Below are 26475 nucleotides of genomic sequence, written 5' to 3'. Positions count from 1 at the left end.
GGAGGTACCTCGTGGACTATTCGCATCATCACCGGACATTCCTGACCTGTTACGCCGATACCCACCGCTACGGCTGGCACCACGTCGACCTCTTCGTGCACGACGAGGACGGCAACGAAGTGAACTGGGTCCACTGGCAGACCCGGGAGGACGGACCGGACGGCGCCGACGCGGCCACCGCGCGCGTCGAACCGAACCTGCGACGGACCACCGACTGGCAACACGGAATCAGCGCCGACGGCAGCGAGTACTGGATCGCCGAGGCGGCATGGGCTCAGTGAACCGGAGGATCGGGGAGGCGCCCCACAGCCGGTTCGCCGACAAAGCGGCGAACCGGCTGTTCTGACGTATCGGTACCGGGCTTACGCGACGCTTTCGGCGACGCGCTGGAACACGACCTCCCCACCCAGCACGGTGGAAACGACCTGCATTGCCGGAATGTCGTGTGGGTCGATGGTCTCGAGGTCGCCGTCGAGGATGCACAGGTCGGCCACCTTCCCGACCTCGAGGGAGCCCTTCCAGTCGTCGGCGAAGTCCTGCCAGGCCGCGTTGATCGTGTACGTGCGGACTGCGTCGGCGAGCCCGATGCACTGGTCGGGCCCGCTCACCGCGCCGCTCGCCTTGCTCTCGCGCAGGATCATCGTCGAGATGCCCTGGCGCCAATCGGGTGGTGTGACCGGTGCATCGGAACTGCTCATCAGGTGCACCCCGGATTCGACGGCGCTGCGATACGGCCATTCGTAGGCGGCTCGCTCGGTCCCGACCACCCCGACCTCCAGGTCGGCGATCGTCCATTTGATCGTCGGGTTCATGTTGACGCCGATGCCGTTCTCGGCCAAGCGCTTCAGGGTGGCTTCGCTGATGAAGTCGCCGTGGATCAGGTAGTGCCGGGCCTCCTCGCGGGGGTGCGCATTCTGCGCGGCGATGATCGCGTCGGCGACGGTGTCGATGGCACGGTCACCGGTGACGTGCACACCGACCTGGTAGCCGGCCTCGTGGCCGATGCGGACCATCTCGGTCACCTCGTACACCTGACGTTCGTCGGTGTCGCCACCGACGCAGAGTGAGCCGCAGCCGCCGCCGACGTACTCCTCGTGCATCCACGCGGTCTTGCTCGGCGGGATGCCGTCGGCGAACACTTTTACCCCGAGAACCCGGAACATCCGCGGATCCACCGATTCCGGAACATCGATCTCGGCGAGGTTCTGCCCGAAATCCTCAGCAGATCCGGACATTCCGGTGGGCAGGAGGAGAAGGTTGACGCGGGCGCCCAGTTCGCCGCGGCGGGCGAGGTCGGCATACACCGCGAGGCCCTCCGCCCCCATTGCGCCACCGGCGAGGGCCTCGCCGCCGGGGCCGATCGCGGGATCGGTGAAACTGGTGATCCCCTCGCTCTGCAGGGTCGAGATCGCCGAGCGGAGTGCCTCCTCCCGGCGCTCCCGGGTGAGGGCCGGGAGAACACGCTGCACGAGGGCCTGCGCACCCTCCATGACGATGCCGGTCAGCAGGCCGTCCTCACCGACGGGCATGAGGCTGCCCGGCGGCAACGGGGTGGTCTCGTCCACCCCGGCGAGCGCCAGCGCCGCGCTGTTCACCCACGACGTGTGCCGCGAGAAGTCCTGCAGGAATACGGGATTGTTCGGGGACACCTCGTCGAGGTCCCAGCGGGTCGGTGTCCGTCCGTCTTCGGTGAGACACTCGTCGAGATACCCGTCGTCCCAGCCGGTTCCGATGATCCACTCGCCGTCCCCTGCCGCCGCGGCGGCCTCCCGCACGAGTTCACGGACGTCCGCGATCGACCGGACCGTCGGGAACGACACGTCCAACGACAGCGGCGGGGTGTCGAGCCCGTACGCGATGGCGTGCAGGTGTGAGTCGTTGATTCCCGGGAGGATCGTCTTCCCACCGAGATCCGTGACCACCGTGTCCGGTCCGATCAGGGTTTCGATCTCCGCATCGCTGCCCACTGTGTGGACGAGTCCGTCACGCACCGCCAGGGCGGACGCGATCGTGAAGTTTTCGTCGACGGTGAAGACCTTGCCGTGGGTGTAGACGGCATCGGCGTAAGTCATCGGTTCCTCCAGGTTGCTGTCGGGGAGAGCGGTCAGACGGCCATCGGGGCCATTCCGAGGATCATCAATGCGGATCCCGCCGCCGCGGTCCTGACGCCGGACCGGCGTTCGCGGGGAGGTGTGGATCGAAAGAGGTGCAGTGCCACCAGGACCCAGCACACGAGGACGACGACGGGCAGCCAGCCCGTCGAGATTCCGGCGCCGCCGTGATGATGCCCCGGCGTCACCGAGGCCGACGCCGCCGGGGTGGGAGCGGACGTCGGGGCCAGGATCAGCAGCACCCCCATGGCGGTGAGGTCCACCGCGCAGGGCACGGCGGTTCGGCGGTGCATCGTCTCACCTGTGACGAAGACGGCGAGACCGATGAGGACGGCACCCTCGAGCAGGTGAATGCCCGCCGGCAGGCCGGGGATCAGCATCGCGACCATGGACACCGCCATCGCGCCGTGCGCGATCCGCACCCGGCAATCCGTTCCGTGCGCCCGCCACATCGGCACGACTGCGCCGACCGCTCCGACGAGCATCGCCGCGTGCACGGCAGGGATCTCGAACATCGTCGGACTCAGATCGTGGGGGTGAGTTCGCGGTCACGCTCGACGCCCGCCCGGCTCTGCCGGGTGACCCGGGCGACGACCAGTCCGGCGACGAAGAACATCGCGATCACTGCCAGCAGGATGTCCGCGAGTAGTTCCGACCCGCCGATCAGCGTGGTGAAGTTGTCGAGCACCAGCCCGGTGACGGCCACCAGCCCCACGCATCCGAGCAGCGGGGCGATACGCGTGTGCCAGAGCCGGGTATCCAGCCGGGTGCGGGCGAAGAACGCGACGATCGCGACGCTGGTGAGCACCATCAGCACCAGGATGCTCACGGTGGCCAGACCAGCCATCCAGGTGAACAGCTCCAGCACCGGGTCCGCGCCGACGAGCGCGAACACCCCGACGACCACCGTCGCCGAGATTGTCTGGGCGACCGAGCCGATATGCGGGGAACCGTGCTTGGTGTGGGTGCGGGACAGTGCGCGCGGAGCCGCGCCCTTGCGGGCAAGGGCGAACACGTACCGGGAGATGGCGTTGTGGAAGGCCAGGAGCGCGGCGAACAGGCTCGTGACGAGCATGATCGCCATGACGTCGGCCGCGGGACCGCCCAGGAAGTGCGCGGCTGCGGCGAACGTCAGCCCGGCAGGGTCGGCGGCGGCTGCGGTGGACACGTTGTCGCTGCCGAACGCGAGAACCACCGCCCAGCTCGCCAGCGCATACACAAGTCCGATGACGATCACGGCGGCGTACGTCGCGATCGGAATCGTGCGCCGGGGGTTGCGGGCTTCTTCTCCGTAAATCGCGGTCGCCTCGAAGCCGATGAACGACGCGATCGCGAACATCAATGCGACACCGGGGGATCCGCTGAAGAACGACGTCGGGGTGAACGACGCGAAGTCGATACCTGCGGCCCCGCCCCGCACCAGCACGCCGAACGAGAGCAACAGAATTATGCCGATCTCGAGCACGAGGAGCACCCCGAGAACCTTGGCGCCGAGGTCGATGCTGCGGTATCCGAGCACGGCCACGAGAGCGATGAGTACCAGCGCCCACATCCACCACGGCAGGTCGGGTCCGCCGTACTGGACCACGAGACCCTGAATCGTTGCAGCGGCCAGGCCGTACACGGCGGCCTGGATGGCGGTGTAGGTCAGCAGAGCGAGGCCGGCCGCGCCGAGCCCGCAGGACTCGCCCAGTCCTTTGGCGACGTAGGCATAGAAGGCGCCCGTGTCGACCATGTGGCTGCTCATGGCCGCGTATCCGACGCTGAAGACGAGCAGGACCAATGCGGCAATGAGATAGGCGGTCGGGGCGCCCGCGCCGTTGCCGATCGCGATCATGACGGGCAGAGCGCCGCCGATCGCGGTCAGCGGCGCCGCCGCGGCGATGACCAGGAAGACGATTCCGACGACGCCGATGGATCCGCGTAACTTGCCGGCTCCCGTTGTGGTGTCAGACATCTGTCCCCCCGTCCGAGTGGCAGCTGCCGGCTCCGGTCGCGCAGTGCTTCGACGTCGTGCGCGGAACGTCGAGAGCGGGGTTGCGGTCGAAGAATCCGTTGGGCTTCAACGTGAATCCGGTGTAGTCGACGGGCATGATCGGCCAGTCCTCCGGACGCGGAAAGTGCGTGAGGCCGAACGTGTGCCAGACGACGACGTCTTCGTTCTCCAAATCGCGATCACCGGCAACGAAGCTGGGCAGCCCGGCACCACCCGCGTGCTGGTTCACGAAATCCCCTGAAGCGTAACGCTCCTTCTCGTCGAACTGGGTGACCCAGAGGTGTTTGGTGGCGAACGTCGCCCGCGCCGCGATCGAGGAGTCGTCGTCGGCCAGCAGGACCGGCTGCCCCTCCGGGTGGAGTGCGTACGCCACCGGCTTGCCCAGGCGATTCAGCTTGTTCGGGTTGCTGATGTGCCACACGCGTCCGACGCTGTTGTCCGCGAGGCGCTGCGCCTCGGATTCCTTCGTCAGCGGCGTGCGTTCGAGTGTGAAAGCGTTTCCGTGCGGGTTCCCGGGGCCCATCTTCACCCGCTTGGTCTGCACCTCCTCGACGGAGTTGCGGTCGCCGTCGATCATCATGTCGAGGCGGGCGCTGAACAGGTGCTGGTGGTACGGGGCGCCGAGGCCGGGAGCGATCTCCGAGGCGTACGGGTAGTCGCCGCCCGGGTGACCCGACGTGAAGACGATGCCGGTGGCCTTGACCTCGAACTCGATGGTGCCGTCGAGGTACAGGTACCAGAAGAAGCCGTAGTCGTAGTTGCCGATCGTGGTGAAGAAGGAGATGACGAGACGGCGCTGACGGCGGGTCTCGGCGGAGCCGGCCCACAGGTCGGTGTGCTTCCACAGCACCCCGAAGTCCTCCTCGTGCATGCATACTGCGTTCTTCAGCGTCTTGGGAGTACCGAACTCGTCGGCGATGACGGCGTCGAAGTAGGTGATGTCGCCGACGCAATCGCAGCCGAGTTCGAGGGCGTTCGCGTAGCGGCCCACCATGTACTCGCCGGTGTCGAAGTAGTTCTGCCACGACCGGACCGGCGAGGGATCGCCGTAGGGCACCACCATCTCGGCGATGGACGCGCGGTGGATGATCGGGCGCACCCGATCGCCGTCGGCGAATCCGAGCTGGTGGAGGACGAGACCCTCGCGTGCGTCGAACCCGACTCGGAACGACCACTTCTCCCAGTCGACGCGGTTGCCGTCGACGACGAAGCTGGGTCCCTCGGGCTGGCTGATCTCGATGGGCTTCTGGGTGGTGCGCAGGGGGCCGGTGACGGCGAGGTCGTCGAAGTTGCCCGACTCCTCGGGGATCGGGACGGCGCCGAGGTCGAGAACGTCGGTGACGGTTCGGGTCATGACGTCGACGAATCCGACGAGCCCGTCGATCGGATGTGCCCAGGCGTGATCCTTCGGGTGGTCCTGGCGGAACGCGAGCCCCCGAAGGATCCGCTTGCCCGTCTCGCCGGGGTAGTCGAAGACACCGGCGGAGAGGGGAGCGACCCGGACGTCGGCGACGTCGAGGCCGCGGGCCGCGAGCGCGGCGAGCCAGCGTTCGTCAGCGGCCAGCACCTGTTCGACGAGCTCGAACTCCTCGTCCAGAACCGGCATCTGACCGTCGCGGACCGCGTCGAGGGTCACCGAGCTGATCACCGACCGCTGGGTCACGGACACCACGACGTCCACCGCGTTCGGCGACGAGATGTCGTGCAGCAGAACGCGAAATCGGCGATCGGCCTCGGTGCCAGCCGCCGTGTACAGCGTCGACTTGTCCGGTTCCTCGAGGCCGACATAGACGAATCTGGTCTGCTCGGTCAGCGTGTCGGCGGCCTCGAGGATCTCGCGGAGGGAGGCGATTTCTTCGACGGTCGGCAGCGACAGCGGGTGGTCGATTCGCGCAGGGGAAAGGGTGGGCATGTCGCGATCCTTTGGTTCTACGGATGTTGAATAAAAGCTTAGTGACGTACGTTACAGCCGAGGTGTCCTCGTGTAAACAGTGAGTTTCGCGCCCGGCAAACTGACCGTTCGGTCAAAAGCTTCTCTATCAGATTTCGCAGCAACGGTTTTCGCTGAGCGGCGGAAGGCTCAGAGTGCGGCGACGAACTGCTCGAGCATCTCCAGTTGACGGTCCGGCGACGTTTCGCCCGGCGTGAGGACGCCCAGAATCTGCATGCCCATCATCATGTTGAGCAATTGCTCCACCACGATGCTGACGTCGATGTCGCCGACGGTGCCCTCCTCGCGCGCCTGCTCGAGGAAGATCGCCAGTTGCTCGCGCCAGTTGTCCATCGTCTGTCGGTTGGTCGCAGCCATCTGCTCGTCGTACATGGCGCGCGGCCACAGCGAGGCGGCGATCCGGGCTTCGAGGAGTTTTTCTTCGTTGGTCGGCATCACTTCGCGGCAGAGGATGCGTAGGGCATCGAGTCCGGTCGCGTCGCCGAGGGCTTCCCTGATGCGGCGGTCGGTGGCTTCGGAGATGTGTTCGTACGAGGTCCGGAGGATCTCGTCCTTGCCGGCGAAGTAGTGGCTCAGGGCGCCGTTGGTGTATCCGGCCTCGGCGGCGATGTCGCGCATGTTGGCAGCATCGATACCGCGGGCGGCGATCAGCCGCCAGGCGGCGGCGGTGATACTTCGCCGCCGCTCGTCGTGATCTACAAGCTTAGGCACGACGCGTACCTGCCCTGTCGGCGATCATGCGACCACGGTATCAATGCGCTCCACCGAGTACCGAGGCAGCGCTTACCGTCGGGCGGCCGACCGGGCGGCGGTACCCGTGGCGAGTTTCTCCAGCAGTCCGATGAGTGTGAGGCGCTCGCGCTCGGTGAGCGCATTCGCCCACTGCTGCTCGCGTTGGTTGTGGATGGTGTAGGTGCTGACGATCGCGTCGTGCCCGGCGTCGGTGAGGCTCAGCTGGACCGCTCGCCGGTCTGCGGCGGATGTTTCCTTCCTCAGCAGTCCGTCCCGCTCGAGCGTGTTGACCAGGGCGGACACGGCCGCGCGACTCATGCCGGACAACTGGGCGACCCGTTTGGACTCGCAGGGGCCGGCGAGCCATAACACGAACATCACTCGGAAGCCGGGCCAGCTCCACCCGCTTGGCCGGTGCACGCTCGACTCGAGGTCGTACACCAGGGCGCTGGTCACCCGGTGGAGAGCGAGGACCAGGCGCATGGAGACGGGGTCGACCTCGGGCAGTTCCGCGGCCGTCTGCTTCACGGCGAAATCGACGAAGGACAGAAAGTCGAGTTCGTCGGCGGGCGGAGTTGTCGAGGTCATGGCTGTCACGATAGCGCCGATCCGCCGCGAAATTATCAAAGCTTTGCTTTTTCTGTGAGGACGGTTACATTGGACGGACCAGATGATCAATGCTTTGACTATTGAGGTGGTTTCCATGGCGACAACATCCTTCGCATCTTCGGCGGACCTGGGGGAGAAGGAACAGACCCTCGAAGTGCTGGCGGACGGCGTCTATGCGCTGACCGCCGAGGGTGATCCGAACATCGGTGCGATCGAGGGCGAGGATTTCGTCGTCTGCTTCGAGGCGCTGGCGACTCCCGTCGCCGCGCAGAGCTGGCTGACGAAGCTGCGTGAGCACACCGACAAGCCGGTGCGGTACCTGGTGCTCTCGCACTACCACGCTGTTCGGGTGCTCGGGGCGTCTGCGTTCGACGCGGAGACCATTATCGCCCACGACAACACGTTGGCGCTGATCCACGAGCGCGGAAAGCAGGACTGGGAAAGCGAATTCGGCCGCATGCCGCGACTGGCCAAGGGCGCCGACTCCGTTCCCGGTCTCACCTGGCCCACCATGACCTTCTCCGACACACTGTCCATCGACCTCGGGGGTGACCGGGGCACGCTGGAGTTGCAGTACCACGGACGCGGCCACACCGAGGGGGACATCGTGGCGTGGTTGCCGAAGCACCGCATCCTCTTCGCCGGTGATCTCGTGGAGGCGCAGGCGGCGTTGTACACCGGCGACGCATTCCACCGTGATTGGTCGACCGGGACATTGGACGGGCTCGCGGCGCTGAACGCCGAGGCGCTCGTCGGCGGTCGCGGCGCGGTTTCACGCGGGCGCGCGGAGGTCGATGCCGCGATCGGGCAGACCCGGCACTTCATCGAAGTGATGCTGCGTGAGGTCGCCTCGGTGCAGCAGCGGGGCGGCACATTGAAAGAGGCCTTCGAGGCCACGCACGCTGCATTGCACGAGCAGTACGGGCACTGGCCGATCTTCGAGCACTGCCTGCCCTTCGACGTCTCCCGTGTGTGGGACGAGCTGTCGGGGATCGAACGTCCGGTCATCTGGACTGCCGAACGCGACCGTGAGGTGTGGAATCAGTTGCAGGACTGAGTGAGCCGACGTCGCCGCTATCACTGTTTCAGAGGATCTCATGACAATCAAGAAGACGCCTGCCGGCACCGTCGCCGTGCTCGGCAACGGGCCAGTCGGCCAGACGACGGCGCTGTTGTTGGCGCGTTGGGGAATCCGCGTGATCCTGCTCGATGCGCGGGCCGAGCGGGACCCGGTCGGTTCCAAGGCGATCTGCCAGCAGCGTGACGTCCTCGATGTCTGGGACGCCGTCGGGGTGGGCCGCCAGCTCGCCGAGGAGGGTGTGACGTGGGAATGCGCCCGGACTTTCCACCGTGGTGCGGAACTGTTCGCGCAGACCTTCGTCGATCGGGGACGTTCGGCGTTCCCGCCGTTCGTCAACATCTCACAGGCCCGGACGGAGCAGCTACTCGACGAACAGATCGGGGCCACTCCGCTCGTCGATGTGCGGTGGGGACACTGTGTGAGCGCGGTCGAGCAGGACGGTGACGGGGTGACCATTGCTTGCGAGACCCCGGACGGGCCTGCCGTGGTGCGCGCCGACTACAGCGTCGTGGCACTCGGTTCACGAGCCGGCCGGATTCGCGAGCAGCTCGGTGTCACGTTCGAGGGCCGCTCGTTCGACGACAAGTTTCTGATCTGCGACATCCGCGCGGATATCCCGGGGTGGGCCAACGAACGCCGCTTCTATTTCGATCCCGACTGGAACCCAGGCAGGCAGGTGCTGATCCACCCCTGCCCGGACTCCACGTTCCGCATCGACTGGCAGGTTCCCGGCGAGTACGACCTCGACGACGAGGTGGCGTCGGGGGCCCTCGACACCCGGATCCGCCGCATCATCGGTGACACCGAGTACTCGATCGTGTGGAAATCGGTCTACCGCTTCCATTCGCGGGTCGCGAGCCGAATGCGGGTGGGCCGGGTCCTCCTCGCGGGAGATGCCGCCCACATCGTGTCACCGTTCGGTGCCCGGGGCCTCAATTCCGGGGTGGCCGACGCCGAGAACGCCGCATGGAAGCTCGCTTTCGTCATCCACGGCTGGGCCGACGAGGAACTGCTCGAGAGCTACCACGGCGAGCGGCACGCCGCCGCACTCGAGAACATCGCGATCACCACGGCCACGATGGACTTTCTCGTCCCCCAGGACGAGTCCAGGAGTCGGCGTCGCCGCACGATCCTCGAAGCCGCGGTCGGCGATGTGCAGGCCCGCGCCTTGGTCGATTCGGGACGGTTGGCGGAGCCGTTCTGGTATGTCGACTCGACATTGACCACCACAGATCCGTTGCGGCCCTTCGCGGGTCGGCCCGCGCGGGGATGTGTCCCCGACGCCGGCCCGGGAATCCTGATCCCCGACGTGCCCGTGCAGATGCCGGACCGGTCTGCTGTCCGGGTGCGCGAGGTTGCCCGGTCCGGTTTCCTCCTCTTGTGCGGCTCGGCCGTCGATGTCACTGCGGTGCGCGAAGTTGCCGCCGACGCGACCACCGCCCCGACTCGGATACACGACATCGAGAGTGTCGACGGCGACGGCGCGTTGACCCTGGCGTTGTCGCCGGGCCCGAAGGAGGTATGGCTGATCCGGCCGGATGCCTACGTTGCGGCGGTCGTCGACGGTCCGGACGCGGCGGCCTTGCGCTCGGCGATACGCCGGGTCACCGGGTGCATTGCCTGATAACGAAGGAAGGGTCTTTACAGCCCCGCCGTCGCGATGTACGTTTCGACGATCAGTTTATTTCTACAAGCGTAGATCCAACTATTCGCTGTGAGACAGATACAGCACCTTCAGGATTCGATCGGGTTCCACACTGCCCGAGGCGAACCCGATCCACGGTCATGCAGCGACGGCTGGAGCCGTCGCAGCACCACACCCAATCTCGAGGAGAAGGCAATGTCCCAGTTCGAAGATCTGTTGACGAAGGTAGGCGCACCCGCCGGCGAGGGACGCGAGATGAGGGAGCCCGCGACAGGCGCGGTCGTCGGGTACGCGCCCGTGCACACCGTCGACGATCTCGAACGTGCGATCGCCTCGGCATGGGCCGCGCAGCCGGCATGGGCAGCGCTGGGCCACGCCGAGCGCTCGGCGATCCTGCACCGCGCGGCCGACCGGGTCGAGTCGGTGGCCGAGGGCCTGGCGGAACTGCTCGCCCGCGAGCAGGGAAAGCCGCTGAACGGTCCGGGCGGTGGCGCTCGCGCGGAGGTCGGCGCGACGATCGCCTGGATTCGTGCTACTGCGGACACCCCGCTCGAACCCCAGGTCGTGCGCGACGACGAACAGGGCTACTCCACGCTCGAGTACCGACCCCTCGGCGTGGTCGCGGCGATCGGACCGTGGAACTTCCCGATGATGGTGGGCATCTGGCAGATCGCACCGGCTCTGCGTATGGGCAACGCCGTGATCGTCAAGCCATCCGAGTTGACCCCGCTCAGCGCGCTCGCTCTGGTCGAGGTGATGAATGAGGTACTACCCCCGTCCGTGCTGGTCGCGCTCTCCGGTGACCGCGAGGTCGGGGCACGGTTGTCGGAGCACCCGACGATCGCGAAGGTCATGTTCACCGGTTCCACCCCGACCGGCCGGGCCATCGTCGAAAGTTCGTCCCGCAACCTGGCCCGGCTGACACTCGAACTCGGTGGCAACGACGCTGCGATCGTGCTCGGCGACGTCGATCCGGTCGCCGTCGCCGAGGGACTCTTCTGGGGTGCGTTCGTGAACACCGGCCAGACGTGTGCAGCGATCAAGCGCCTGTACGTGCACGAGGATGCGTACGAGGGCATCGTCGACGCGCTTGCCGCGGTCGCGGCGTCGGCGCCCATGGGTCCAAGCCTCGACGAGTCCAGCATGCTCGGCCCGTTACAGAACAAGAAGCAGTTCGACATCGTCGCCGACCTGATCGACGACGCAAAGGCACACGGCCGTCGCATCGTTACCGGCGGCATTCCGGCGACCGATCTCGGCGAGTTGTTCTACCCGATCACCCTGGTCGCCGACATGAAAGACGGCGATCGACTGGTCGACGAGGAACAATTCGGCCCTGCCCTGCCGATCATCAAGTTCACCGACATCGACGACGCCGTCGCGAGCGCGAACCGGCTCGACGTGGGACTGGGCGCGTCCGTGTGGTCGGCCGACCTCGACGCCGCGGCGCAGGTCGCGGATCGTCTCGACGCCGGCACCGTGTGGATCAACTCCCACGCCGTTCCGCATCCGGCCGTCCCGTTCGGCGGAGTAAAAGGCTCCGGCTACGGACTCGAGCACGGGGTCGAGGGTTTGAAGGCCGTCGCAGCCCCCCGCGTGGTCAACCATCCACCGAAAGGACAGTGATCGGGAAGGGCGGCAGCCTCATCGGTCAGTCCGACTTCGCAGATTCGTCGATGAGACGCTCCAGATAGTCGAGATCTTGGCGGAGTAACGCAATGGCGCGGGCGGGACCTTCGGGTGTGACGGGATGTGGGTTCTCCTGAACCAGGGAACGTACTGCCATGTCGGCGAGTTGGCCGGCGATAGCCCGGTCGTTCTCGGCATTCCCGGGTTGGTGCCACCACGCGATCCAGTTGATCATGCCGATCACACCGAGTGCGGCAGTTCGGGGATCGACGGGGCGCATCTCGCCGAGTCGGATTCCGTCTTCGATGACTCGAATGAACTCTTTGAGCACGTGCCGGCGGCTTTGCTGGTACGTGGACGCGATCTCCTCCGGAAGTTCGGCTTCGGATCGGATGATCAGCCGGAATCTGTCCGGACCTTCCGCCTGGTGCAGGGCGATGGCGGTGGCCATTTGCCGAAGCTTCTCGGTCGGACCGACTTCGGGACGCTCGTTGATCTCGTGCAGGAGAGCGGCGGGCGTCTCGGTGCTCTCACTGACCAGGCGCGAAAGGAGCTCGTCCTTGTTGGCCACGTAGTGGTAGAGAGCGGGCCGGGTGAGGCCGGTCGCATCAGCGATGTCCTGGAGCGTGGTGCTGGCGAAGCCTTTCTCGGCGAACAGCCGAGTAGCCTGCTCCATCATTTGCTTCTCCACGAGCTCACGACGAGGGTTGCTGCGGCTCGCTGTGCTCTCGACCGTGGCCTGATCTGCGGTGGTCGACTTACCCCGCCCACGGGGTCGGCGCCCGGGTGCAGCTTCCTCGCGTGTCATGCCCGAAGGATAACGGGAGCCCGACACGGGCCGGGTGCTCATCCCGAGGCCCCGAATCTGGCCAACACGGGATCGGCCGGTGTCGATGCGGGCTCATCGAAGAAAGCAAGGTCAATGCGTGCGCTGGCCAGACCGGCGGCGATATCTTCGCGGCATGAGGTGGGGGCTTCGACGACGACCAGGGCATCGGTGTGGTGGCGGAGTCGTTCGGCGAGATCGAGCCGGGTGAGCACGGCAGCCCTGGTAGGGGGGCCGGCGAGCCACAGAAGACGCGCGTTCGGTGCGGACGCGACGAGGTCGGTGGCTTCGGCGTCTAGAGCTGAGTCGAGATCGACATCGAGTACGACGGTGGTCGCCGACTCCCGCAGCTCTGGCGTTGCGATCCGGTGCTCGAACCGGTCGTTGTCGTGGTCGAGCGGTTGCTCGAAAATCCAGTCCGCGATGGCCGTGCTGGGGACAGAGTCGACGGGTGCGTTCGCGTAGCTGGCCAGCCCCTTACGAACCAGGTCGGGTGCGGACTCGTGGAATCTGCTGACGCTGACCTTTCCGGCGCGGGTCATGTAGGCGATCATCAGCTGTTCGACGGGAAGGTTCATGCGTCGCGGGAAGGATTCCCACCAGAGTTCGCTGCGGTGCGCGATCTGCTGAAGGTATTCGACGGCGGGACGCCGTACCCGCTCGTACTCCGCAAGGGCGTCTTCGAGGGTCGGGGCCGTGGTGAGTGCGCGGTCGAGGGCGATGGCGTCCTCCATCGCCAGCTTGGTTCCCGAGCCGATGGAGTAATGCGCGGTGTGGGCGGCGTCGCCGAGAAGGGCAACGTTGCCGCTGTGCCAGCGCCCGCACGAGACGGTCCGAAAGCGCATCCAGCGGGTGCGGTTGCCGATGAGCGGGTGATGTTGCAGCGTGTCGACGAACGCATCCTGCAGGTACTGCAGCGCGAAGTCGTCACTGTCCTGCGGTGCGGTCTTGTCGGTGGAGACGTCGAAACCTGCCCGCCGCCACGTTTCCTCGTCGGTCTCGATGAGGAAGGTGCTGCGGTCCGGGGCGTAGGGATAGGCATGCGCGACGAAGGTTCCGTGTTCGGTGGTCACGGGGATGAAGATGGCGCTGGGAAGCGCGAAATTTGTTCCGCACCAGAGATACAGGCCGGCGCCGGTGTCGATGCGGGGCCGGAGTGTGTCGGCCATCTGGGTGCGAGTGGCACTGTTGATCCCGTCGGCAGCGACGATCAGGTCTGCGTCGAGTTCTGTTGCGTCGCGTCGTTCGCCGAAATGCAGTCGCACGCCGGCGTTCTCCGCTTGCTGCTGGAGGACGTGGAGCAGGGTGGTGCGCGCGACGGCGAGAAGGTCTCCGTGTGCCAGCCGTGCGATCTGATCGCCGACCTGCATCGACATTTCGTGGGGGTGGGCCGCTGCCACGATCGCCTCGAGTGACGCCGGGTCGGCGTCCCGGAGGTTGCGCTGAGTGCGCGAGGCGAGACCGACGCCGAAGCCGAATGTCTGATCCGGGGGGCTCTGTTCGTAGACCGTCACCTCGGCGTCCGGGTGGCTGCGTTTGAGCAGTCTCGCGGCGTAGAGGCCACCAGGCCCGCCGCCGAGTACTGCGACTCGCTCGAGATTCATGACAACTCCAGTCTGTGACGTTTAAGTAGATTATTCTACGCAGCTGTCGAATCGTCAATCCGACATGTGGCGATCTCGGAAGTAGCTCCGGTGTTGCGTTTCGCGACGCCCCGGCCCCGCACGGGTTTCGGGGCATGCCTCGCTGAGGCATGCCCCGAAAGGTGTTGAACCGTTGGTTTACACGACCGTGTGACTCATTTCTGCCTCGGCGGCCACTCTCGCTGCGATCTCGGCACGCAATCGCTTCTTGTCGATCTTGTTCACGTTCGTGTGCGGCAACGACGAGGCCCATTCGAGCCGTTCGGGCCATTTGAACTTGGCCACACCGAGTTGCGCCAGATGGTCCTGAATATCGCTGAGTGGCAGCGGTTCTCCGTCAGTGGCTACCAGGTACGCGCAGGTTCTTTCCCCGAGTCGCGGGTCGGGCATGGCGACGACCGCCGCGTTTGCGACTCCGGGGTGTGCGAGCAGGAGCAGTTCGAGTTCTTCGGCGTTGATCTTCTCCCCGCCGCGGTTGATGAGATCTTTGATGCGGCCTTCGATCGACAGGTACCGCTCACCGTCGATGATCGTGATCGCGGCGAGGTCCCCTGTGCGGTAGAAGCCGTCGGAGGTGAAGGCTTCCCGGTTGTGGTCCGGGGCGTCGAAGTAACCGGGGATCGTGTACGGGCCTCGGCAACAAAGTTCCCCCACCTCTCCGTCGCCGAGTTCGTTCTCGGTGCCGGGCTCGAGGATGCGGATTTCATCGTCCGCGGCGACCGGGGTGCCCACTGTCGTCAGTCGCGCCTGGGTGGGGGCACGGGGCGGAGTCACCGTGAACAGGCCTTCGGACATGCCGAACAGCTGCCCGGCCCAGTGGCCGGCACCGTCGTCGACACGCTCGAACAGTTCGAGTGGAACCTTGGCACCGGACAGTACGACGCGGTGCAGCGTTTCCCGGGCCTTGTCGAAGTCCGGGCTCAGCACGGCCTGGTAGTGACCGTGCCCGATCAGGACCTCGGTTGCCCGGGCCCGTGCCATCAGTTCGAACGCCGAGGAGGCGTCGGCAGTGGCTAGGATCAGGCAGGCACCGACCGAGTGCGCTGCGTGCAAACCACAGGTGATCCCGGCGTTGTGGATGATCGGAATCAGATGTGCCACACGACTGTGTTCGTCCCAACCGAGTCGCCGCGCGTAGAGCAGGGCGTTGTTCCAGTATTCGGCGTGAATGCGTGGAATGACCTTCGGGACCCCGGTGGTGCCGCCGGAAAGTTGGAACGCCGCGACGTCGAGTGGGTCGGTCTGTGCCTCGGTCTGCTCGACGATCGCTCGCGCCGACGTGACCGGGATGTCCAGCCCCAGTTCCTCGAGTCTCGGTTCGGCGCCGTCGGCGGCGCCGGCGACGGTGAGGATATGGCGAATAGTGGGATGGTCGGCGGCATGTTCGCGGGCGAACCCGACGAGATCGAAAGTCGGCAGACTCGCCTCGACGATGTGCGCAACGGCACCGACCTTGCGACTGATATTCCCGATTTCGTGCATGCGGTGCGCAGCCAACGTCGCCACCGGAATCAGCCCGGCTTTGACGCAGCCGTACCAGGCGAGGACGGTTTCCAGTCGGTTGGTCAGTTGGAAGATGACCGGGTCGAGTCGCTGGAGACCGAGCCGGATCAGCCCGACCGCGATCTGGTCGGTGCGCCGGTCGAGTTCGATGAAGCTGATCTCCCGTTCCGCGGTGATCACGGCCGATCGGTCCGGGAATCGGATGGCGATCTCGTGCAGTCGCTGCCCGGTGGGATCACTACTCCACGCACCGCTTGCGCGGTAGTGATCGGCCCGATCCTCCGGGAACGGCACCAGGCGCCCACCCCAGTCCGAGAATGTCACGGTCGATCTCCTCTGCTGATCCTGATTGTGGCGGCGGGAAACATCACCGCTCCGTGACGGCAGGCAGAAGCCGTGCCAGCTCGAGGGCGTGGTCCGGGTGATCGGCAGGCACGATGCCGGAGTAGATGGCGGTCCAGCAGCCCGGGCAGCACAGCTGCCGGAATACGACGGGGGTGTCGACGTACTCGGCCGGGTCGGACGTGACCTGTGGTCCGGCGGTCGACGACGGACCTTCGAACCGTGCCAGATCGAGCGACGTGTTGTTCTTGTCGTCTCCGAGAAGTCGTCCGCACTGGGCGCAGGCGATGGCGCGGGTGTCTCCGATGGTGACCTCGGCGAGGTTGTCGTCGAGTCGGCGAGCGCCGGTCAGATCGAGTGTGGGGGCGTCGATCGGTGCGGCACCGGAGCGCTCTCGCCTCTCGGTGCGCATCGCGTCTCGCCGATCCGAAGTTCGAATCTCGTCGACGGCGCCGTCACCGAGGATGACGCCGTACACGGTCTCGGCACCGGATGCGGTGACCTTGCCCTCGCGGAAGTCGGCGGCCACCGCGGCCGGGTCGCGCAGCAAGGGGTCGCCGTATCCGCCGCCGCCCTGCCAGTGCATGTACAGCACCTCGCCGGGGGCGACATAGCTCTCGGCGTAGCAGGCTCCGAGTTCACGACCGCCGCCGAGGTCGTCGAGCGACCCCGGAATGCGGCCGGCCGCGAATTGCTCGACGATGTCGGTGCCGCGGGCAAGCACCTCGACCCCGGTATTTCCGGGGTATCCGCCGGCGAGTCCGTTGTTCTGGGCGACGGCCTTGCCGGCGGATGCCAGGACAAGGCCCATCGGCAGGCTGGTGCCGTAGGGGGTGATGGCGATGGAGGCGCTGACACCGCCGCGGTGACGTCCCGGTCCGCCGGAATCGGGTTCCTCGCGGCGCCACAGGGTGAGCAGCGGATAGAGGAACTCGGTCATCTCGGTGTCCGGAATGCGGCCCATCGGGATGCAGAACAGGCCACCGGTGTCCATGCCGTCGGCGGTTGGGCGCGCACCGTATCCGCCCGCCATGGGTTCCATCATGATGTTGAGGAACGGGACCGATTGTTCGGGGCGCTCGTCGAGACCGGCGATCACCGCGGTGTCCCAGGTGCCGCAGCAGGCGGCCTGCACACTCGTGCCGAGATCGACGGAGCGGTCGAGCATCTGGGACAGGCATTCGGCGATCAGGGTGCCGGTGAGCCACGCCGGTCCGATCGGGCCGCGGCTGACGGCGGCGGGGAAGGTGGCGTTGTTGATCGTCCCTTCCTCGGCGACGAGGTCGAAGCAGCGCATCAGCCCGCCCGCGGACCACGGAATGTCGCCGGCGAGGATCGGCAGCAGAGCCAGCATGACGCCGCCGCGCATGCCGGCGTAGGTGCAGTTGATGACGCCGGTCTGGGGGTCGGTGCCGGTGAAGTCGAAAGTGAGGTGATCGGCGGTCTTGGTCATCGCGACTGTGATCTTGTGGACGCCGCGGTCCCCGGTGTGTGACTGGTCCTGGTAGCCGGTGGCCTTCCAGGTTCCGTCGGGCAGTGAGGTGAGCTTGCCCCGCAGCCGACTCTCGGCGTCGGCCATCATGCGCTTCATCACGGCCTTGACGGTGTCGGCACCGTACTGCTCGATCACGGCGAGAAGCCGATTGCGGCCGACCGTGTTGGCGCCGATCTTCGCCCGCAGGTCGAGTCCGACGAGCATCGGGACCCGCGAGCGCCGTACCCAGGCATCGGCGACGTCGCGCTGCAGTTCGTAGTCGCGGACCACCTTGATCGGCGGGGTGGGCAGCGACTCGGAGAACACATCCTTGGCTGCGGGGTCGAAGGAACCGAGGCCGGATCCGCCGAGATCGGGCTCGTGGCAGATCGCACTGGTCCAGGCGAACAGCTTGCCTTCGTGGAAGATCGGCTGATAGACGATCACGTCGCTCTGGTGCAAGCCGCCCCCGACCCAGGGGTCGTTGCACAAGAACATGTCACCTTCGGTGATGCCCGGATTGGTGGCGCGGTGCTGCAGGGTCCAGTAGATCGCGAGGTCGACGGCACCGACGAGCATGGTGTTGTAGAGGCCGACCTGGACTTCCTGGCCGAGCTCGTCACTGATGGCGAAGTCGAAGTCGTTTGCATCGGTGACGATGGGGGAGCCGGACATTCGCTTGAGTGCCTCACCCATCTCGTCGGTGACCGACCACAGACGGTGCCGGATGACCTCATAGGTAAGCGGGTCGAGGTTGTCGATCTGTTCGTCGGTGACGGTGTGGACTTCCAGCGTCGGCGGAAGGGATCGGGAGAGCGCGTCGGGGTCGACGGGTCGGCTCGAGAAAACCTCGGCGCCGGGAATTTGCATGGTCATCTTCGGTGCTCCTAGTGGGCGACGATGTTGAGGTTGCCGAGACGGTCGACGGTGCCGGTGGTGCCGTGGGGGACGACGACGGTGGTCGTCGGGACCTCGACGATCGCCGGGCCGGACAGTACGTGTCCGGCGAGCAGCTTGCTGTAGTCGTAGACGTCGGTGTCCACGTATCCGATCCGGCCGTTCAGGCAGACCTTGCGGGTGCCGATCCTGGCGGCGGATGCATCGGCGGAGTCCGCGGACTTCAGTTCCGGAAGCGTGGGGGAGAAGGGCAGAATGCCGGTCGCGCGCACCCGGTAAGTAATCGCCTGAATGCCGGCTTCCCGGAATCCGCTGTCCTCTCCGTAGAGTTCGGCGTACCGCTGCTCGAACAGATCCGACGCCTGCGCGATCCCGACTGCGTCGAGGTCTCCAGCCGGGATCGGGGTGGCGACCTCGGCGAGCTGCATGGTGTAGCGCATGTCGATCTCACGCTCGATCTCGACGCTGGTGAAGGTCAAGCCCTGTCGGTTGATCTGTTCGAGCACCTGGTTTTCCAGCTGCGTGAAGTTGCGCTCGGCGCGGGCGGGGTCGAGGGGCATGGCGGCTGGGTCGGACAGTTCGGCGGCGAGGACGATGTTGGACGACGCGAGACCGTACGCCGAGAAGGCCGAAGCGACTTGGCCGAGCGGAACGATGACCTCCCGGACACCGACCTCGGCGGCGTAGGCCGCGCAGTGGGCTGGGCCGGACCCGCCGAAGGCGTAGAGGACGAAGTTCCGGGGATCGTGGCCGGCCTCGACCACGGTCTTGCGAAGCAGGTCGCCGGTCTGGGCGTTCTGGACCGCGTAGATGGCCGCGGCGGCGTCCTCGATCGACAGACCCAGGGGCTCTGCAATTCTGGTGCGGATCGCTTCGCGCGCAAGGTGTTTGTCGAGCGGTTTACGCCCGCCGAGGAGGCCACGTTCGGGCAGGATTCCCAGCACCAGATTGGCGTCGGCGTTGGTCGGTTCGGTGCCGCCCTGGCCGTAACAGGCCGGGCCGGGGACGGCCTGCGCGCTGTGCGGGCCGATTTGCAGGTTGCCACCGGCGTCGATCCAGGCGATGGCGCCACCGCCGGAGCCGATGGCGTGGACCTCGAGGGTCGGCACGTTGATCGGATGGTGGTTGATGATCGTGCTGGAGGACCGGACGGGCTCCCCGTCGACGACGAGTCCGACGAGGAAGGTGGTTCCGCCGACGTCGGTGGCGATGATGTTGCGGTGGTCGAGTTGCTTGCCGAGGGAGACGGCGCCCACCACACCGCCGGTCAGCACTGATCCGACTGTGCTGATCGCGTTCTTCGGTGCCTCCGCGGCGGCGACAGCGCCACCGTTGCTCTGCATCACCAGCAGAGGTCCCGCGAGTTGGAGCTTGCGCAGCTGGGACTCCAATTCGCCGAGGTAGTCTCGGAGCCCGGGCCCGATCTGGGTGCTCATGATGGTCGTCGCGTTGCGGGCGAACTCGCGGATGCGGGGACTCACCTCGCTCGACAGGGAAACGAACATCGTCGGGTCGATTTCGTGGACGAGTTCGCGAATGCGCTGTTCATGCACGGGGTTGCGGAACGACCACAACAGCGAGACCGCAATCCCCGACACCTCCTCGGCGAGGAGCTCGCGGATGGACTCGCGGGCGGAGTCCTCGTCGAGGGCTACGACGACGTTGCCGTCCCGGTCGAGCCGCTCGGTCACCTCCAGGGCGTGCTTCTTCGGGACGAGACCGTGGGACTTGCTCTGTCCCATCACGTTCTGGAGCTGCTCAGGTGAGCTGCCTAGATAACGTCCTTCGACGTTCATGATGTAGATCGAGTCGCGGTGGCCCTTGGTGGTGAGGAAGCCGACCGGGGGCACGTTGCCCATGACGAGGGCGTTCAGGGACGAGGTGGTGCCGTGAGCGATGTGGTGCGTGTTTGCCAGCATCTCCTCGACCGGGCATCCCAGCTGCTCGGCGAGCACCTCGAGAACGTCGATCACGCCGCGTGAGTAGTCGGGCGGGGTCGAGGGAGCCTTGGCGGCGAGAACAGTGCCGGCGTTGTCGTCCAACACCGCGTCGGTGAACGTGCCACCGACGTCCACTCCGATTACATATGCCATTGCCGCTGTGCTCCTTCGTGCCGGGGGTATGCGACGGGGTGTGAGGTCATCCTCGAACACCTCCTTACGTCAATGTCGAGTATTCGACGTGACTGACGACCTGTCAAGTGCTGAATGTGAGGACGGACACGAACGTGGCTCGAGTCGGCCTCGTTGCTCGTGAGGCGCGCCAACCCCGCGGGTTGACGAATCGTCATTCGCGTCGAATAATCGTCATCAATGTAAGTATCCGGCAGGGCGGACCGCGCTCCCAGCTGCCATTCCAATCAGAAGGACTACGCCATGGGCATTCACCGCATCGGACTCGTCGTACCGAGCTCGAATGTGACCGTCGAAACGGAAATGCCGGCCCTGCTCGGCCGACATGCTAAGGCCCAGTTCTCATTCCACTCGAGCCGCATGCGGATGCAGGCGGTGTCTCCGGAACAACTGCGAGCGATGAACGCTCAACGCGAGCGGTGCATCCTCGAACTCGGTGACGCAGGCGTCGACGCCATCCTCTACGCATGCCTGGTCGCCCTGATGTCAGTGGGACCCGGGGAGCACCAACGCGTGGAAAGCCTGGTCGCCGAGCAACTGGCGACCGGGGATTCCGACGCAGTGGTCCGCTCCAGCGCGGGTGCCCTCGTCGAAGCGCTCCACGCCCTCGACGCGAAACGGATCATCCTCGTCACGCCCTACATGCTTCCGCTCGCCGAGCAGGTCGTCGCCTATATCGAGGCGGAAGGCATTGCAGTGTCCGACTGGCGCGCTCTCGAGGTCTCCGACAACGCCGAGGTCGGCTGCATCCCCGGCGAAAGGGTCATGGAAGCGGCACGATCGCTCGACCGCACCGGAGCCGATGCCATGGTGATCTCCGCCTGCGTGCAGATGCCCTCACTCGACCTCGTCCAAGGCGCGGAAGACGAGTTCGACCTGCCGGTGCTGTCGGCCGCTACCGCCGGCGCCTACAGCCTACTGCGCGCACTCGACCTCGACGTAGACATTCCCGGAGCCGGAAGTCTGCTGCGCGCCGACGCGCCGGCTGCCGCCCGCCAGTAACCGAACCCTTGGGAGAATTTACATGTCCGAACTGCAGCACACCGTCAGAGGCGTTGACCACGTCGCTTACCCGACCTTCGATCCCGCCGCCACCGTGAAGTTCTATCGCGACGTTCTCGGGTTCCCGGTCGTACACTCCATCTGCGCCGCCGGCTGGGGACCGGAAAAACACCCCGACTTCATTCACTTCTTCTTCGACATCGGCAACGACGACCGGCTCGCCTTCTTCTACTACTTCGGCCTCGAACCTTTCGACGGTGGACCACAGGGCGACTCGTACTCCCGCTTCGATGACGACGTGCCCATCTTCTTCATCCGCTCGCGTCATCTGGCCATTCACGTCGATAGCGAGGAGGACCTGACGGAATATCGGCGGCGACTGGACCACAGCGCATGGCCGGTGGAGATGCAGATCCAGCACGAGACGATCGAGTCGATCTACACCCATGACCCCAACGGGTACATGATCGAGATCACCCGGGCGCTGCGTCCGGTCACCCCGCAGGAAGATCTCGACGCGAACCTCACCATCGACGCCCTCGTCGATGTGGTGACCGGCCCCGATCCCAGCATGGCCGCCCTGCTGACTCGCAAGGCGGAACTGATCACCGAACGCGCGGCCGCCTGGCAGCAGGAACAAGAATCGAAGGAGGTGGTGACCCGATGACGACCCTGTTCGTCCTCGACGTCCCGGAGAACACCGCGGTCGCCGAAGTCGCCGGTCAGGATCCGGCGGTCACCGTCGACCACGTCGGTCCCTACTTCCGGATCGTCTCCGAGACGGCCATCGTCATCGACCGCCGCGCCACCGGCTGCCGCCACGCCGTCTGGTACAGCAGTGTCGCCGGGCTGACGCAGTCTCGAATTACGCAGTGGGACAAGGACCTCATGCGGGTCGAGCCGCGATGACCGAGAACTCACGGGTGGGCGCCGGCCGGTATATCGACGCTGCTCGAGCTCCCGAGGCCACGGTGACGTCGACGCACGAACTCGCCACCGCCGACGGTGCCAAGGTCTCCGGCGTGCTGCGGGTCGTTCCCGGTGCGCGCACCGTTGTCACCTTGATGCACCCGCGTCAGGATCTGACTCATCATGTGCTCGTTCCCGAACTGCTCGCCCGTGGATTCGCGGTGTGGACGCAGGGCACCCGGTCGGTCAACAACGACATCGCCCTGGTGCACGAGCAGGCGTTGCTTGATGCCGCGGCCGGACAGGTGTTCCTGCGGGAGAAAGGGTTCGAGTACGTCGTCAGTCTCGGGCACTCTGGAGGCGGGACCCTCTTCGCCTTCTATCACCAGCAGGCCGCACTACCGGCAGAGGAGCGGTTGACCCGTACCCCGGCGGGACGACCGATCGATCTCCCCGGCGCCGAGATGCCGCTGCCACACGCGGCGATTTTCATGGCCCCGCACCCCGGACAGGGGGCACTGCTGTTGCGGTTGATCGACCCGTCGGTCACCGACGAGTCGGACCCCCTCGCCGCCGATCCCGACCTCAACCCCTTCGATCCTGCGAACGGTTTCGCCGAACCGCCGCACAGTTCCTCGTATCCACCGGATTTCGTCACCCGCTACCGGGCAGCGCAGCACGACCGGATCGCCCGCCTCGACGCGATCGCCCGCGCACGAGTCGACGAAGCCGCCGATGCGCGTCGCCGATACAAGCACACCGCGGACCCGGCGGATCGACGCGCCGCGCTGGCGCCCCGCGTCCTGACCGTGTACCGCACCGACGCGGACCTGAGGTTCACCGACCTGTCCCTGAGCCCGAACGAGCGTCCCTACGGGTCACTGTTCGGCCGGCGACCCGACCTGACCAACTACGGACTCGTGGGCTTCGGACGGTTCGCCACCCCGGACGCCTGGCTGTCTACCTGGTCGGGCCTCAGCAGCAACGCCGACTTCCTCCGCTGTGCTCCCGCAGTCACCGCCCCGACACTGTTCGTCGAACTCACCGGTGATCAGGCGTGCTTCCCCGAGGACGCCACAATGATGGTCGACGCCCTCGGATCGACCGACACAACGCACGTCCGCGTCGCCGGTACCCACTTCGGAGGGCCGATCCGCGACGGCGCCCCCACCGGCGCCAGCCTGGCCGCCGCCGAGATCGGCGCGTGGCTCGAAACCCGCTGCACGTAACGCGTCCCTAGCCACCGATGCATTCGCCCTGACCTGCCTCTGGTGGGACAGCGTGGTCATGTCACTTCGAGCGGAGACACCGATGTCTGCCCGTATCACCCCTGCCGCGCCCGTCGTCGGACTCTGCTTCATGGCACTGGTCCTCGAGGGGTATGACCTTCTGATGTACGGAACAGTGGTCCCCTCACTGTTGAGCTACGACTCCTGGAACCTCGACGCCACCCAGGTGGGAATGCTCGGCTCCCTCGCCGGAGTCGGCATGCTCATCGGCGCCCTGCTCGCCGCGGCCGTCGCCGACCGTTGGGGCCGCCGCCGCACTCTCCTCACCGCCGTCCTCGTCTTCTCCCCGGCGATGGGGGTGTGCGCGTTCGCACCCAGCCCCGAAGTGTTCGGGGTCGGGCGTGTTGCGGTGGGACTCGGGGCCGGTGTCCTGATGCCGACTGCGGCAGCAACATTGATCGAGTTCGCCGAACCGGGTGCTCGGGCCCGGTCGGTGGCGCTCGGGTTCGTCGGCACCAGCATCGGCGGAATACTTGCCGGAGTGCTGTCGCTGTGGCTCGTGCCCGCGTATGGGTTCCGGGCGATGTTCCTGGCCGGGATGGTGCCGGCACTCGTTTTCCTTCCGGTGATGCTCCGATACCTGCCGGAGTCACCGGCCTATCTGAATGCTCGTGGCCGACATGAGGCCGCGGCGGCGATCGTCGACCGCTATCACCTCCAGCACGCCGCGAGCTCCGCTCCGGCCGAGCCCAGCCCCCGACGCGGGCTGCGAGCACTGTTCGGCGCGGACCGCACTGTCGCGACGCTGCTGTTCTGGGGCATGACCCTGGTCTGCCTGCTCGTATTGTTCGGCGTCGCGACCTGGCTTCCCGCGCTCATGAAGTCGGCCGGTTACCCGCTGGGCGCCGCCTTGTCGTTCCTGCTCACCCTGAACGTCGGTGGCGCGGCGGGCGCACTCATCGGTGCCGTACTCGCCGACCGGTACGGCATAAAACCCGTCACCGCAACCTTCTTCGTCATTGCCGCAGTCTCTCTGCTGCTCGTCGCCACCGCCCCGCCGCTCGCGGTCATCTATCTACTGGTACTGCTCGCGGGTGTGGGCACCACGGGCACCCAAATCGTGCTCAACACCTTCGTCGGCACCTTCTACCCGGCGTCCTGCCGGGCCACCGGGCTCGGCATGGCATTGGGAGTGGGCCGGATCGGTGCGATCATCGGCCCCACTTACGGGGGACTTTTCGTCGCACTCGGCGCCGGCACCACCTGGCAACTGCTCGCCTTCGCCGTCCCCGCCGTCGTCGGCGCCGTACTGACGCTGCTCGTACCGCGCCATACCGCAGCCGACGGCGTGATCCCGACTGTTCGGAGATGTCCCGTTTGACGGCCCCAGGGTTATATCGGTCATTGCAACACCTTCGGCGAGGTGGTGTTGGAATGGCGAAGATGCGGATTCTGCTGCTCAGGCCCGATTTTTCGGGGTTGGTTCGCGACGGACGAGGTCGAACGTTCCCCAGAAAGTAGTGGTGTTGTGTCGGCATGTTGATCGCGGGCATGGTCGGCGCCGACAGCATCACTGACATGGCCCTGCTTCGGCACGGGGCAATGGGAACGATCTGGGCGACGGTGTAGCGGTGTTGGTCGTGGTCGTCGGTTTCGTCGTACATCTGGCGTGCCTTGAGCGTCTGCAAGGTGGTCTAGTCCGCTGGGTGCCCGCGGACTCGTCCGCGTGCGCGGCGGATTCGAGTCCTTCGAGGGTGCCTTCGCTGATGAGGTCGGCGGTCATCTCGTCCATGGCGGCGATGACGTGGAACAGGAACCGCCCGGCGGGGGTGGTGGTGCCGGACGATGAGACGAAAACGGTCGTTACTGTCCCACATCCGATCCGGCATACCGGTGTTGCGAAACCGCAGCTCGCCACAACCCCAATTCGAGTCAGAACTCGTGTGCGGATGGAGAACTGTTCCGCGATGGATTGCCATTCCTGGGTCGAGCCCACCATCTTAAAAATCATCCTGTTGGGAGTCAGGTGTCTCGGAAGGCAGCTCCCGGGGGTCCTTCCGCACGCATACCGTCGATGAACAGCTTGAGGTGCTGGCGATACAGGTCCGGCGAGGTGTCGTGGGTCGCCTCCATGATCGCCGCCAACGCCACCTGGATGTACGTGACGTCTGTGGCGTCGAAGTCGGGACGGAGCGTGCCCTGCTTCTGCGCCTTTGCCACCATCTGCCGCACCAGCGGGGCAATTTCCGTCCGGGACTTGACCACCATCGGGCAGCTGGGGACGGTCGCAATCACCAGTCCGCGCAGGCCGCAGTTGTCCCTTTGCGTGCGCATCGAGTCCTCGAGGTAGCGGACGAGACCGCGCCACCCATCCGGGTCCGCCGCCGCCCTTCGGGCACTGTCGGTCGCGGAGGCCAACCGGTCGGCGAAGATCTCATCCAGGAGGTCGTCCTTCGTCGGGAAGTGCCGGTAGACGGTGCCGACGCCCACCCCTGCCCGGAGGGCGACGTCCTTCAACGTCACATCCAGCCCCTCGCTGGCGAACAGCTGTTCCGCAGCCTCGAGCAACCGGGCGCGGTTGCGCGCGGCATCCTTTCTGGTCGGGGGGCTCGTCGTGTCGGTCACACAGGGATCCTACCCAGCACACCGATTCGGAATCATCAGTCCGTTTCTGCTACCGTCGCCATCCGGACTCACTGTTCCGTTTCAAGTTTCTACCGGAGGCATGCGTGCAAACGCTTCAGTCAACAGATCGCGGTGCCGA

The 26475-nt window shown here is 66.1% G+C and carries 21 protein-coding genes and 1 pseudogene; 9 read left to right on the top strand and 13 right to left on the bottom strand.

What is annotated here, in order from left to right:
• The first annotated feature begins 11 nt into the window (after positions 1 to 11).
• Entirely contained in the window at positions 12 to 281 is a 270-nt protein-coding gene (locus JQT59_RS33860; RefSeq protein ID WP_213578316.1) for a hypothetical protein, read from the top strand.
• A gap of 81 nt (positions 282 to 362) precedes the next feature.
• Here the strand turns inward: JQT59_RS33860 and JQT59_RS33855 are convergent, their stop codons facing one another.
• The 6 genes from JQT59_RS33855 to JQT59_RS33830 all read right to left on the bottom strand — a co-directional run bounded on the left by JQT59_RS33855 (position 363) and on the right by JQT59_RS33830 (position 7378).
• Positions 363 to 2072 carry an amidohydrolase gene (locus tag JQT59_RS33855; RefSeq protein ID WP_213573894.1) on the bottom strand — a complete coding sequence of 570 codons (1710 nt, stop codon included), beginning with the start codon at positions 2070 to 2072 and terminating at the stop codon, positions 363 to 365.
• A gap of 32 nt (positions 2073 to 2104) precedes the next feature.
• A complete protein-coding gene (locus JQT59_RS33850; RefSeq protein ID WP_213573892.1) occupies positions 2105 to 2626 on the bottom strand; it encodes a DUF5134 domain-containing protein in 522 nt (173 codons plus the stop codon).
• Positions 2627 to 2634: 8 nt separating this feature from the next.
• The gene (locus tag JQT59_RS33845; protein WP_213573890.1) at positions 2635 to 4068 is read right to left on the bottom strand and encodes an APC family permease; all 1434 of its coding nucleotides are present in this window, start codon (positions 4066 to 4068) and stop codon (positions 2635 to 2637) included.
• A complete protein-coding gene (locus JQT59_RS33840; RefSeq protein WP_213573888.1) occupies positions 4061 to 6019 on the bottom strand; it encodes a primary-amine oxidase in 1959 nt (652 codons plus the stop codon). The genes JQT59_RS33845 and JQT59_RS33840 overlap by 8 nt, the downstream gene beginning before the upstream one ends.
• A 168-nt stretch (positions 6020 to 6187) precedes the next feature.
• On the bottom strand, positions 6188 to 6769 hold the full coding sequence (locus JQT59_RS33835; protein ID WP_213573886.1) for a TetR/AcrR family transcriptional regulator: 582 nt from the start codon (positions 6767 to 6769) through the stop codon (positions 6188 to 6190).
• Positions 6770 to 6841: 72 nt separating this feature from the next.
• Entirely contained in the window at positions 6842 to 7378 is a 537-nt protein-coding gene (locus JQT59_RS33830) for a MarR family winged helix-turn-helix transcriptional regulator (protein ID WP_213573884.1), read from the bottom strand.
• A gap of 115 nt (positions 7379 to 7493) precedes the next feature.
• Between JQT59_RS33830 and JQT59_RS33825 the strand changes: the two genes are divergently transcribed.
• The 3 genes from JQT59_RS33825 to JQT59_RS33815 all read left to right on the top strand — a co-directional run bounded on the left by JQT59_RS33825 (position 7494) and on the right by JQT59_RS33815 (position 11751).
• On the top strand, positions 7494 to 8456 hold the full coding sequence (locus JQT59_RS33825) for an MBL fold metallo-hydrolase (protein ID WP_213573882.1): 963 nt from the start codon (positions 7494 to 7496) through the stop codon (positions 8454 to 8456).
• Between the two features lie 40 nt (positions 8457 to 8496).
• Entirely contained in the window at positions 8497 to 10104 is a 1608-nt protein-coding gene (locus JQT59_RS33820; RefSeq protein ID WP_213573880.1) for an FAD-dependent monooxygenase, read from the top strand.
• A gap of 216 nt (positions 10105 to 10320) precedes the next feature.
• Positions 10321 to 11751 carry an aldehyde dehydrogenase family protein gene (locus tag JQT59_RS33815; RefSeq protein WP_213573878.1) on the top strand — a complete coding sequence of 477 codons (1431 nt, stop codon included), beginning with the start codon at positions 10321 to 10323 and terminating at the stop codon, positions 11749 to 11751.
• A 25-nt stretch (positions 11752 to 11776) separates the two neighbouring features.
• On the opposite strand, the gene JQT59_RS33810 is transcribed toward JQT59_RS33815, so the two are convergent.
• From JQT59_RS33810 to JQT59_RS33790, 5 genes are all read right to left on the bottom strand, one after another.
• On the bottom strand, positions 11777 to 12562 hold the full coding sequence (locus JQT59_RS33810) for a TetR/AcrR family transcriptional regulator (RefSeq protein ID WP_213573876.1): 786 nt from the start codon (positions 12560 to 12562) through the stop codon (positions 11777 to 11779).
• 38 nt (positions 12563 to 12600) lie between these two features.
• On the bottom strand, positions 12601 to 14184 hold the full coding sequence (locus JQT59_RS33805) for an FAD-dependent monooxygenase (RefSeq protein WP_213573874.1): 1584 nt from the start codon (positions 14182 to 14184) through the stop codon (positions 12601 to 12603).
• A 177-nt stretch (positions 14185 to 14361) separates the two neighbouring features.
• Positions 14362 to 16050, bottom strand: coding sequence for a (2,3-dihydroxybenzoyl)adenylate synthase (locus tag JQT59_RS33800; protein ID WP_213573872.1), 1689 nt, complete (start codon positions 16048 to 16050; stop codon positions 14362 to 14364).
• Positions 16051 to 16093: 43 nt separating this feature from the next.
• Positions 16094 to 18418, bottom strand: a complete 2325-nt coding sequence (locus JQT59_RS33795; protein ID WP_213573870.1) for a hydantoinase B/oxoprolinase family protein — start codon at positions 18416 to 18418, stop codon at positions 16094 to 16096.
• An 11-nt stretch (positions 18419 to 18429) separates the two neighbouring features.
• Positions 18430 to 20532 (bottom strand): hydantoinase/oxoprolinase family protein, encoded by a 2103-nt coding sequence (locus JQT59_RS33790; protein ID WP_213573868.1) that lies wholly within the window; start codon positions 20530 to 20532, stop codon positions 18430 to 18432.
• 282 nt (positions 20533 to 20814) lie between these two features.
• Here JQT59_RS33790 and JQT59_RS33785 point away from each other — a divergent pair, with 282 nt between their 5' ends.
• The 5 genes from JQT59_RS33785 to JQT59_RS33765 all read left to right on the top strand — a co-directional run bounded on the left by JQT59_RS33785 (position 20815) and on the right by JQT59_RS33765 (position 25092).
• On the top strand, positions 20815 to 21573 hold the full coding sequence (locus JQT59_RS33785; protein WP_213573866.1) for a maleate cis-trans isomerase family protein: 759 nt from the start codon (positions 20815 to 20817) through the stop codon (positions 21571 to 21573).
• Between the two features lie 22 nt (positions 21574 to 21595).
• Positions 21596 to 22240, top strand: a complete 645-nt coding sequence (locus tag JQT59_RS33780) for a VOC family protein (RefSeq protein ID WP_159919199.1) — start codon at positions 21596 to 21598, stop codon at positions 22238 to 22240.
• Entirely contained in the window at positions 22237 to 22482 is a 246-nt protein-coding gene (locus JQT59_RS33775) for a hypothetical protein (RefSeq protein WP_213573865.1), read from the top strand. The genes JQT59_RS33780 and JQT59_RS33775 overlap by 4 nt, the downstream gene beginning before the upstream one ends.
• Entirely contained in the window at positions 22479 to 23711 is a 1233-nt protein-coding gene (locus JQT59_RS33770; RefSeq protein WP_213573863.1) for an alpha/beta hydrolase, read from the top strand. Before JQT59_RS33775 ends, JQT59_RS33770 begins: the two co-directional genes overlap by 4 nt.
• A gap of 82 nt (positions 23712 to 23793) precedes the next feature.
• Positions 23794 to 25092 carry an MFS transporter gene (locus tag JQT59_RS33765; RefSeq protein ID WP_249354024.1) on the top strand — a complete coding sequence of 433 codons (1299 nt, stop codon included), beginning with the start codon at positions 23794 to 23796 and terminating at the stop codon, positions 25090 to 25092.
• Between the two features lie 354 nt (positions 25093 to 25446).
• Here JQT59_RS33765 and JQT59_RS38090 read toward each other — a convergent pair.
• Together JQT59_RS38090 and JQT59_RS33760 are read right to left on the bottom strand one after the other, a co-directional pair.
• Positions 25447 to 25710 (bottom strand): annotated as a pseudogene (locus JQT59_RS38090) (hypothetical protein); the annotation flags it as partial.
• Positions 25711 to 25733: 23 nt separating this feature from the next.
• Positions 25734 to 26336, bottom strand: a complete 603-nt coding sequence (locus JQT59_RS33760; protein ID WP_213573861.1) for a TetR/AcrR family transcriptional regulator — start codon at positions 26334 to 26336, stop codon at positions 25734 to 25736.
• Positions 26337 to 26475 lie beyond the last annotated feature (139 nt).

The sequence above is a fragment of the Rhodococcus sp. USK13 genome (assembly GCF_018343855.1).
Classification (GTDB): domain Bacteria; phylum Actinomycetota; class Actinomycetes; order Mycobacteriales; family Mycobacteriaceae; genus Rhodococcus_F; species Rhodococcus_F oxybenzonivorans.
Note: the sequence above shows the minus strand (reverse complement) of the source record. Positions and strands in the feature narration are given on the sequence as shown.

Bases quoted from the DNA above. Each gene is read 5' to 3' on its own strand.
- JQT59_RS33855 (WP_213573894.1), bottom strand. From the start codon at position 2,072: ATGACTTACGCCGATGCCGTCTACACCCACGGCAAGGTCTTCACCGTC.
- JQT59_RS33795 (WP_213573870.1), bottom strand. From the start codon at position 18,418: ATGACCATGCAAATTCCCGGCGCCGAGGTTTTCTCGAGCCGACCCGTC.
- JQT59_RS33810 (WP_213573876.1), bottom strand. From the start codon at position 12,562: ATGACACGCGAGGAAGCTGCACCCGGGCGCCGACCCCGTGGGCGGGGT.
- JQT59_RS33790 (WP_213573868.1), bottom strand. From the start codon at position 20,532: ATGGCATATGTAATCGGAGTGGACGTCGGTGGCACGTTCACCGACGCG.
- JQT59_RS33770 (WP_213573863.1), top strand. From the start codon at position 22,479: ATGACCGAGAACTCACGGGTGGGCGCCGGCCGGTATATCGACGCTGCT.
- JQT59_RS33815 (WP_213573878.1), top strand. From the start codon at position 10,321: ATGTCCCAGTTCGAAGATCTGTTGACGAAGGTAGGCGCACCCGCCGGC.
- JQT59_RS33830 (WP_213573884.1), bottom strand. From the start codon at position 7,378: ATGACCTCGACAACTCCGCCCGCCGACGAACTCGACTTTCTGTCCTTC.
- JQT59_RS33805 (WP_213573874.1), bottom strand. From the start codon at position 14,184: ATGAATCTCGAGCGAGTCGCAGTACTCGGCGGCGGGCCTGGTGGCCTC.
- JQT59_RS33765 (WP_249354024.1), top strand. From the start codon at position 23,794: ATGTCTGCCCGTATCACCCCTGCCGCGCCCGTCGTCGGACTCTGCTTC.
- JQT59_RS33840 (WP_213573888.1), bottom strand. From the start codon at position 6,019: ATGCCCACCCTTTCCCCTGCGCGAATCGACCACCCGCTGTCGCTGCCG.
- JQT59_RS33825 (WP_213573882.1), top strand. From the start codon at position 7,494: ATGGCGACAACATCCTTCGCATCTTCGGCGGACCTGGGGGAGAAGGAA.
- JQT59_RS33775 (WP_213573865.1), top strand. From the start codon at position 22,237: ATGACGACCCTGTTCGTCCTCGACGTCCCGGAGAACACCGCGGTCGCC.
- JQT59_RS33820 (WP_213573880.1), top strand. From the start codon at position 8,497: ATGACAATCAAGAAGACGCCTGCCGGCACCGTCGCCGTGCTCGGCAAC.
- JQT59_RS33780 (WP_159919199.1), top strand. From the start codon at position 21,596: ATGTCCGAACTGCAGCACACCGTCAGAGGCGTTGACCACGTCGCTTAC.
- JQT59_RS33850 (WP_213573892.1), bottom strand. From the start codon at position 2,626: ATGTTCGAGATCCCTGCCGTGCACGCGGCGATGCTCGTCGGAGCGGTC.
- JQT59_RS33845 (WP_213573890.1), bottom strand. From the start codon at position 4,068: ATGTCTGACACCACAACGGGAGCCGGCAAGTTACGCGGATCCATCGGC.
- JQT59_RS33785 (WP_213573866.1), top strand. From the start codon at position 20,815: ATGGGCATTCACCGCATCGGACTCGTCGTACCGAGCTCGAATGTGACC.